Origin of the sequence: Flavobacterium fryxellicola (assembly GCF_900143245.1) — a bacterium.
Lineage (GTDB): Bacteria > Bacteroidota > Bacteroidia > Flavobacteriales > Flavobacteriaceae > Flavobacterium > Flavobacterium fryxellicola.
Map to the genome: position 1 here is coordinate 251,408 of NZ_FRDK01000004.1, position 9,339 is coordinate 260,746.

Consider the following 9,339-nt stretch of genomic DNA (forward strand, 5'->3'; position numbering starts at 1 on the left):
TAGTTTATTTGGTTAGTGTAATGTAATCGTTTAGTATGGCTACAGCTTCCTCTAAATAGGGACTGCTGTTAAGATTTTGAATTTTGTACGTATTAATATCTTGCTGAAAAGCATCAAATTTTAATTTTTCTAAATCATAAGAAGTGTTGGAAATAGTGAAGGCACGTGGACTATCGACTATTTTTTTTACCTTTTTCCAGAGCGAATCAATTTGGTGAACATCATTAAATACATCTTTAAAAACCAATCGAGTTGGTTTTTTAGGATTGTTGTAAAGTGCATTTATTTGATCATTGGCAGCACTTATTTCATTAAAAAGAGTCGCAGTTTTTATTCTTGAATTACTCAGTTGAATTAATTCTGAAAAATGGTTTTTTGGCAAAGGATTAAATCGGGCTTTGGTTACAATGACATCATTTTTGAAAGCTGTTTTGTAGCTGATTTCGCGAGGAATAACACTGTCAAATAATACTGGAAGCGAAATGTCAGGAATGATCCCTTTTATCTGATGGCTTTCGCCGGTAATTCTATAGAATTTTTCAATGGTTACTTTAACGAAATCCTGCTGATTTTGCTCGTCTAATGGCAAAATTGACTGCATAGTAGCTTTACCCAATGACGTGCTTCCAATAATAATTCCTCTGTTGTAATCTTGGATTGCTGCTGCAAAAAATTCACTCGCTGAGGCAGAGTTTCCATTGATTAACAGCACTATGGGGCCCGTATATACACTCCCACGGTTGTAATCTTTTAGAATAGTTTGATTGGCTTTGCTGTCCATCAAAACAGATACTGGTCCTATGTCTATGAACATTCCGGCTAATTTTATTGCTTCTTCTATCGAACCACCGCCGTTATTTTGAAGATCAATCACTAGTCCCTTAATGTTGTCTTTTTGAAGTTTTACAATTTCTTTGGCAACATCATCGGCACAACCTTGAACGGTATTGCCTTCAAAATTGGAGTAAAAACTTGGGATATTTATATAGCCAATTTTGGTTTCCTTTTCGGCAATAAAACTGTAAACAGCATTATCATTCGCTTTCATTAATTGTTTTTGGAGAAAAACCTTCATGACTACCCCGTTTTTTTTCTGTATCGTCAATTCAATTTCAGTTTGGGAATCAGAAAAAATCAATTCTCCAATCCTTTCAATCGAAGAACAAGAAACGGTATATTCTATTCCTTTGGTGTTAGAAACTTTCAGAATGACATCTTCTTTATCAAATTTATGGGTCTTTGCGGCGGGTCCACCAGGTACAATTTCAGCTATGATGATTTCCTCTTTTTCATTAAAGCTAACATTCAAACCTAAAGAAAGTGTACTTGTTGATAAACCCGACATGAAACTGGATTTAGCAGCTAATGAAAAATAATTGGAATGAGGATCAAAATAAGTGCAAAAAAGATTTAAAAAAGTATTTTGAAGATCATCATCTATTCGGTTTTTAGTTTCTAAAATGCTATTTACTTGGCACAAATTAGCATCAAATAATCTTGCTTTCGTTGTTTTTTCAAGTGTAGAAAAGTTTAGAGTCAGCGAATCTAAATTGGTGCTCAATTTGGAAATATCCTCTAAAATGTCATATTTAATTCTCTTTTTCCAAATACGTTCTAAGTCAGTTGCAACAAGATCAAACGGAAAATTTTTCTTGGAGAATCTAACGGAGTCCATTGTAGTATAATCAAATGGTTCTTTTTGTATTTTTTCAAGTACTTTCTTCTTTCTGATTAAAGCCAATTTGTAAAGAGAAACAAATTCATTCATAAAAGAACAATTATGCTGTAAAATATAATTGTCCAGTTGAAGCCTGTGTTGACGTAGTTTTTGATATTCAATTTGGGTAAATAAGTTCCTATTGGAGTCTAGAGCATCCATAAAACTATCAAAAACAAAAACCGATAAACTGTCGTCTACCGGTTTTGGTTGGTAATGTTCCCGCTGAAGTAGCGCGTTTATTTTAGAAACTATTTCACAGGTTTTTACATCATTTTGACCAAAAAATGAAAATGTAGTCAATAAAAATACGAGTGAAATCTTTTTCATTTATTTTTATTTCTTGTAAAAAGGCAATTTCACCACTTTGGCAGGAACATCGTTTTTACGAATTCTAATGAAGATACCACTATCTAAAGCGCTGTTTTCAACAGTAACGTAACCTAACCCAATTCCTTTATTCATTGACGGAGACATCGTTCCAGAGGTTACAATTCCAATTACGTTTCCTGCAGCATTCACAATTTCATAGTCATGTCGTGGCACCGCGCGTTCCTGCATTTCAAAGGCAACTAGTTTTTTAGAAACTCCTGCTTCTTTTTGTTGTTGAAGGTTTTCTGAATTCGTGAATTCTTTGTTGAATTTCGTGATCCAACCCAATCCAGCTTCCAGCGGAGAAGTGGTGTCGTTAATGTCATTTCCGTACAAACAGAAACCCATTTCTAAACGCAGCGTATCACGTGCGGCTAGTCCAATTGGTTTAATTCCAAATGCAGCACCCGCTTCAAAAACTTTATTCCATACTTGTTCCACTTCCGAATTCTTGCAATAAATCTCAAATCCTCCAGAACCAGTGTAACCCGTAGCCGAAATAATTACGTTTTCAATTCCAGCAAAATCACCCACTTCAAAATGATAATAAGGAATCGCTGCTAAATCTTTGGATGTCAAGGATTGCATTGCTTCAACGGCTTTGGGTCCTTGAATTGCCAACAAAGAATAATCATCCGATAGATTTTTCATCTCCACATCCAAATCGTTATGACTTGAAATCCAGTTCCAATCTTTTTCAATATTCGACGCATTTACCACCAATAAATACTGTTCCTCTTTCATTTTATAGACAATCAAATCATCTACAATTCCGCCGTCATTGTTTGGTAAACAAGAATATTGCGCTCTTCCAATCGTCAAAGTGGAAGCATCATTCGAAGTCACTTTTTGAATCAAAGCCAATGCATTTGGACCCGTAAGTAGAAATTCTCCCATGTGTGACACGTCAAAAACACCCACAGCATTTCTAACCGTTTCGTGCTCTGCATTGACTCCTTCATATAAAATTGGCATATTGTATCCCGCAAACGGAAGCATTTTCGCTCCCAAACTCTCATGTATGTGCGTAAGCGCAGTATTTTTCATTGTGTTTTTGTATAAAATTTGATGGTGCTAATTTATTGCTTTTATTCCGAGTGACAAAGGCGAGAGCAACCAAAGTTCAAAGTTTCAAACGTTTTCGAAAATCATAAAAAATTTTTCAAGATAATTGTTTTTTGGAGCTAGTTCCAGCTATCCATTTCAAGTCCTCGTCTCGCCAAAAAAAGGCGCGACTGTGGGCTTTACACTGCTATCTGGGCTAGGGCATTTGTCTGTTTAATTTCATCCTTTTTTAAAAAACTTGTTTTCGTTGACTAAACAAAAAAAGACAAGTCAAAATGGGTTTGACGTGTCTTTTTTGTCTAAAACCGGATAATCTTAGTACTTTGCAGATACTCCACTTTTGGGTAATGATTGTTTAATGAATGCTCTAATGTCTTCATTTGCGGTTTCCAAATCTTTTTTTCTTAAATACATCATGTGTCCGCTTCGGTAGCCTTTCCAACTCATTCTGTCTTTTAGCTTTCCGCTGGGATCCATTTGCCATAAATTGTATTTTGCATTAAAATAATCACAAGCACCATCATAATATCCAGATTGAACCAGTACATTTAAATAAGGATTTTGTGTCATGGCCTGACGCAAATTTTCTCCTGTTGCATCATTAGAATTATCCCAAGGATGAACGGAACCAAACATATTATATTTGAAATCGGTTTTATAATTCAAATTGTTACGAATGTACATATTGATAGCAGGTGTAAAGGAATGCAGCCAAGAAGTGAGTTCGGCATTAAAATCTGGACTGTCTCCAGAATCTTTGCGATCAATTCCTTTATAACGAGAATCCAGTCTTCCCACAGTAAATCCCTTATCACGTAACAATTCTTTCCAGAAATAACTATAAGGAACATCCAGATTATTTTGCAGAACCACTTTTTCCGAAATACCGGAATAGCGCGCTATTTTAGCGGCTATCGCTGTCCTTTTTTGCTCGTCAAGTGAGCCACCTTTGCTTAAAGAAGGAAGCAGTTCATTGATGGTAAAATCTTCAACTTCCGGAAGCATATCAGTCAAATCTTTATTCTGTAAATCGGGTGGCAGCATTTTATGATACCAAGCTGTCGCTGCAAAATAGGGTAATTTGAGCGCTGCATCTGCGGCTACTCCGCGCGTTATTCCCAACTCTGTTGGGGAAACTAATATCACTCCATTAAGGTACATCCACTGATTGTTTTGTAATTGTAGCGCTAATCCAGAAACACGAGTGGAACCATAGCTTTCACCAATAAGATATTTTGGCGATGACCAACGGTTCGTGCGAGTGACAAATACGCCAATCCAATCGGCTAAGTATTTGATGTCGGCATTTATTCCAAAAAATTTAGTAGCTGGAATCTCTTTACTTGTTGCTCTGGAATAGGCAGTGTTAACGGGATTTACAAAAACAATATCCGCCACATCTAAAATAGAATAAGGATTTTCTTTGATTCCGTATGGTTGCAAAGGATATCCTTCCTCATCAATATTTAATAAACTAGGACCGGTGTACGCGATTTGCATCCAGACGGAAGCTGATCCTGGGCCGCCGTTAAAAGAAATCACTAGTGGGCGTGAAGCGCGATCTTTAACATCGGAGCGTTCATAATAGGTATAAAATAATCCGGCTATTGCTTTTCCATCTTCATCCCAAACCGGCATGGTGCCTGTGGTTGCTTTATAGGAAATCTTTTGTCCTTTTATAGTTGTGGTGTGTTCTGTAACCACATTTTGATCGGGATTGAACACGAGATTTGCGGGAGAAGGTTTTTCGTCTTTAGCGATGCCTTTTGTTTCTTTCGATTCAGAACCTGTTTGTTGCGCGTACGAATGATTTATAAATGCAGTGAGTACTAATAAAAATAGTGTTTTTTTCATAAGATGATTTAACTGGTTTTAATGGTAGTTTAAGAAAGACTAATGTATCCTTTTTTAAAGTAGGAACAAAAAGCGCTACTATAATATTTTAAGAAATAGTTGTGGATTAAATTTTATCTTTAAATAAACCTGGTGATTCTTAGAAAATGTAGATTCCCAAATTTCATAGTGGGATATAGAATTTTGATTTAAAATGTGTAATTTTAGACAAACAAATCCTATTATGAATACCATTTATATTAACCAAAAAGAAATACTCAAACGCTATAAAGACATTGATAAAAACACGCATAAAGGCATTCAAGGTCATGCTTTATTCATTGGCGGAAGCTATGGAAAGATTGGTTCCGTTTGCCTTTCCTCCAAAGCAGCGCTGAAAACTGGTTGCGGTTTAGTAACTACTTTTGTTCCCAAATGTGGGTATGAAATTGTTCAAATGAGTATTCCCGAAGTGATGGTTTTGACAGATGTTCAAGAAAATTTTATTTCGAAAATTAAGGTTGATATTGTACCTCAAGCCATTGGAATTGGGCCTGGAATGGGTCAGGAACAAAGCACACAAAAGGCGTTTCACGAATTTCTGAAAATCAATAAAACCCCTTTAGTAATCGATGCTGATGCGTTGAATATTTTATCCCAAAACAAATCATGGCTTTCTTTATTGGCTCCAAAAACCATTATAACACCCCATCTTAAAGAATTAGAGCGACTGTTAGGAAAGTGGAGTTCAGAGGAAGAAAAATTCGAGAAAACGAAAGCCTTTTCGAAGCAATATAATTTGATTGTAGTGATGAAAGGCGTACCGACGCATACTATTGATGGCGAAACAATTTATGAAAATACCACTGGAAATGCCGCGCTTGCAACGGCAGGAAGCGGGGATGTTTTAACTGGCATGATTACCAGTTTATTGGCACAATCCTATGAACCGGTGAATGCGGCGATTCTAGGTGTTTATCTTCACGGTTTAACAGCTGATATTGCGTTGCCGGAAACGGGTTATCAGTCTTTTATAGCTTCGGATATTATTGAGAATATTGGTAAAGCGTATTTGACTTTACAAAATGCTCAGAAATAACAATAGCAGCTATTAAATCCATCACAGTTATTTGTAAGTTTGTAGCAACGTAAAAAGCGTAATTAAAATTAGAGTATGGAAAACAACCCCCATCTAAGAACTGTAAATGTTACCCGATATATTACTCCTTTGCGAGAAGGCGGTTCGTTACCCGCTTTGGCGGAAGCCGATGATGATTTTAAATACGTTTTAAAATTCAAAGGTGCCGGACATGGCGTCAAAGCCTTAATCGCCGAATTGATTGGTGGAGAAATTGCACGTGTTTTAAAATTGAAAATTCCAGAATTGGTGTATGCTAATCTGGACGAAGCATTTGGCAGAACAGAAGCTGATGAAGAAATTCAAGATTTATTACAAGGCAGTCAAGGACTTAATTTAGCATTGCATTTTTTATCAGGAGCCATTAATTATGATCCCGTTGTCACTGTTGTCGATTCAAAATTAGCCTCCCAGGTAGTGTGGTTGGATGCATATATTACTAATGTGGATCGTACGTTTAGAAATACTAATATGCTTATGTGGCACAAAGAATTATGGCTAATTGACCATGGTGCATGTTTGTATTTTCATCATTCGTGGACCAATTGGGAAAAACAGGCTCAAAGTCCTTTTGCGCTGATAAAGGATCATGTTTTATTGCCACAAGCTGCGCTGCTAAAAGAAACCGATAGTTTATTCAAAACTATTTTGACACAAGAAGTCTTACGGTCTATTGTTAACCTTATTCCTGAGGAATGGCTCAATTGGGAAGATAGCGATGAAACTCCCGAAGCGCTTCGAGAGGTCTATCTACAGTTTTTATTAATCCGATTGAACCATTCTGAAATTTTTATAAATGAAGCCCAAAATGCAAGAGAAACACTTATATGAATACTCCGTGATACGGGTTGTACCAAGGGTAGAACGCGAAGAATTCCTTAATGTGGGTATTGTTCTTTTTTGTAAAAAAGCAAAATATATAAAGATGATTTATGCTATAGACGAATCAAAACTCAAAGTTTTTGCAAGTGAATTAGACTTAGGACAACTGCAATTAAATTTAGAAGCGTTTCAAAAAATTGGTAATGGAGCTAAAACTGGTGGACCTATTGCGCAATTTGATATTCCATCCCGTTTTCGCTGGTTAACTGCGCTTCGAAGTTCATCTATTCAAACCTCAAGACCACATCCAGGGTTGTGCGCTGATTTAGAACACACAACGCAACGCTTATTTGAAGAAATGGTGTTGTAAATAAAGGAAAATAAATTTTTTAAAAGCCGTTTCGTTTAATAATATAATTTTTCGCAGGCAACAATAGAAAAAAAAATTAATGAAGACTGTTTAAATGCTTTGCAAGATACTTGCCCATGCTAAAGCTAGCTTGAAGAAGGTAGCCTCCCGTAGGGGCATCCCAGTCTAACATTTCCCCAATACAATAATGCCTTTTCATTTTTTTTAATTCAAAATGTTCATCCACAGCAGTAAGGTGGATGCCGCCCGATGTAGATATTGCCTCATTCAAAAGTGATGAACCCATAATTTCGATAGGTAGCTCTTTAATGTGTTGTGCTAATAATTCTGGATTAAGGTAGGTTTCTTTTGAAAGGTAATTTTTCAAAAGCCCAATCTGCACAGAACTTAATTTAACCTCTTTTTGAAGTGTTTCGCTCGTCTTTTTGAAGATTGATTTTTGGATCTTATGAAGTACGTCAGTGTAACTTAAAGAAGGCTTTAGATCTATGCAAACAATGGCTTTTTGGTGTTTTTCAAGTTCTTCACGAATCTGTGGACTCAGGGCATATATGGCATTGCCTTCTAATCCAAAATGCGTAATGACCGCTTCGCCTTTTTGACTTTTATTCAAACAGCTAATGGCAATATTTTTAACGGGACTGCCTTCGTGTTCAATAATAAAATCTTTCGGCCAATTTACGTGGTAGCCGCAATTAGAAGATTGAAACGGTGCTACAGGAATATCTTGCTTTTTAAATGTGGCAAGCCATGTCCCGTCAGAACCGGTTATTTTCCAACTGCCTCCACCCAAAGCAAAAATGGTATAATCAGATTGTATTTCAGTATCAGTATTGAAAACGAGAGCGCCTTTAGAGGTCCAGCCTGTCCAGATATGATTATAACGGATATCAACCGTTTGTTTTTCTAGAACAGTTATGATTGCGTTCAGGACCGTTATAGGTTTGATCCCGATTACAGGATACACGCGTTTGCTGCTGCCTACGTATGTTGGAACGCCAATGGAATCGAGCCAGTTTCGAAAATCGTGATTATCAAATTCATCTAGCGCTTCACGTAAAAAATGCGCGGGAGTATATCGCGCTATAAGTTCCGTGATGGGTTCTGAATGAGTCAGATTAAAACCTCCCTTTCCAGCCACTAGAAATTTTCTTCCTACTGTTTTGTTTTTCTCATATAAAGTGACCTTGAATTTTTTGCAATCGAGCGATGCAGCGAGTATAAGTGCTGCGGGACCTCCTCCAATAATTGAAACTGATTTCTTCACATGGCAAAAATAGGGTTTGTTTTGGCGTTTAACACAGAATCTTTTTTAAATAATTTTACGGTAGTTAAATAATGGATTTAGTTCATGACTTCAAATAGTAGTTATAAAGAGTTAAAAAAGTAGCTTTGATTATAACTTGGGCGTTTCCCATTATAAAAAAGAGGCTATTATCTAATTGTGTAGTAGCCTCTTTTTTAAAATGGGTCGGGCTATTCGCTACAAGTCCTCGTCAAGTTGCGTTACACTTCACTTGGCTGCGGGCTTTGCGCTACTATCCCTAACGCGGGGAGTTGTATAATTGATTTAGAATTCGGTGTACCTTATATATAGGTAGGTATAAAATGTCTTACTATAATAAGTACCGCAATAAACAAACAAGGAACAACTCCCCAGACGATAAAAAGCTTAACCTATCTTAGATGATAGTGCAGGCAAAGGACCTAATTTCAGAATTAATCCTGTCTATGATCCTAACAAAGCGGCTCAGAGAACCAATAAATGTCTAAAAGGGATTGCATTTCCAATCGCTCGTAGAGCGATATAATTATAAAAAAACTAGATTTTGGTTATTTTCGCATGCATTGCTTAGGAAGTGAAGCGAGAGATCAGAAAAAACTTTTTTTTCAAGAAGCGTATTTTCAGCGAGTTAAATGCAGTATAAAGAAAGCGATAAAAAAAAGCGAATAAAAAGCTTGAATAACGGTATAAAGGTGTTAGTTTTGCACCCGCAACAACGGCAAACGTTCCTTTAAATA

General features: G+C 36.5%; 7 protein-coding genes. 3 read left to right on the top strand and 4 right to left on the bottom strand.

The window, feature by feature from the left end; all coding sequences use genetic code 11:
- Positions 1 to 4 precede the first annotated feature (4 nt).
- The 3 genes from BUA03_RS08920 to BUA03_RS08930 all read right to left on the bottom strand — a co-directional run bounded on the left by BUA03_RS08920 (position 5) and on the right by BUA03_RS08930 (position 5,008).
- Complete coding sequence (locus BUA03_RS08920; protein WP_066081402.1) at positions 5 to 2,047, bottom strand: S41 family peptidase; 2,043 nt, start codon at positions 2,045 to 2,047, stop codon at positions 5 to 7.
- A 6-nt stretch (positions 2,048 to 2,053) separates the two neighbouring features.
- A complete protein-coding gene (gcvT, locus tag BUA03_RS08925) occupies positions 2,054 to 3,136 on the bottom strand; it encodes a glycine cleavage system aminomethyltransferase GcvT (protein ID WP_066081399.1) in 1,083 nt (360 codons plus the stop codon).
- A 333-nt stretch (positions 3,137 to 3,469) separates the two neighbouring features.
- Complete coding sequence (locus BUA03_RS08930; RefSeq protein ID WP_066081395.1) at positions 3,470 to 5,008, bottom strand: S10 family peptidase; 1,539 nt, start codon at positions 5,006 to 5,008, stop codon at positions 3,470 to 3,472.
- Positions 5,009 to 5,231: 223 nt separating this feature from the next.
- Here BUA03_RS08930 and BUA03_RS08935 point away from each other — a divergent pair, with 223 nt between their 5' ends.
- The 3 genes from BUA03_RS08935 to BUA03_RS08945 all read left to right on the top strand — a co-directional run bounded on the left by BUA03_RS08935 (position 5,232) and on the right by BUA03_RS08945 (position 7,317).
- Positions 5,232 to 6,086 (top strand): NAD(P)H-hydrate dehydratase, encoded by an 855-nt coding sequence (locus BUA03_RS08935; protein ID WP_066081393.1) that lies wholly within the window; start codon positions 5,232 to 5,234, stop codon positions 6,084 to 6,086.
- 75 nt (positions 6,087 to 6,161) lie between these two features.
- Positions 6,162 to 6,956, top strand: coding sequence for a HipA family kinase (locus tag BUA03_RS08940; RefSeq protein ID WP_066081391.1), 795 nt, complete (start codon positions 6,162 to 6,164; stop codon positions 6,954 to 6,956).
- On the top strand, positions 6,934 to 7,317 hold the full coding sequence (locus tag BUA03_RS08945) for a DUF3037 domain-containing protein (RefSeq protein WP_066081388.1): 384 nt from the start codon (positions 6,934 to 6,936) through the stop codon (positions 7,315 to 7,317). Before BUA03_RS08940 ends, BUA03_RS08945 begins: the two co-directional genes overlap by 23 nt.
- Before the next feature lie 76 nt (positions 7,318 to 7,393).
- On the opposite strand, the gene BUA03_RS08950 is transcribed toward BUA03_RS08945, so the two are convergent.
- Positions 7,394 to 8,584, bottom strand: a complete 1,191-nt coding sequence (locus BUA03_RS08950) for a BaiN/RdsA family NAD(P)/FAD-dependent oxidoreductase (protein ID WP_066081385.1) — start codon at positions 8,582 to 8,584, stop codon at positions 7,394 to 7,396.
- Between the last annotated feature and the right edge of the window lie 755 nt (positions 8,585 to 9,339).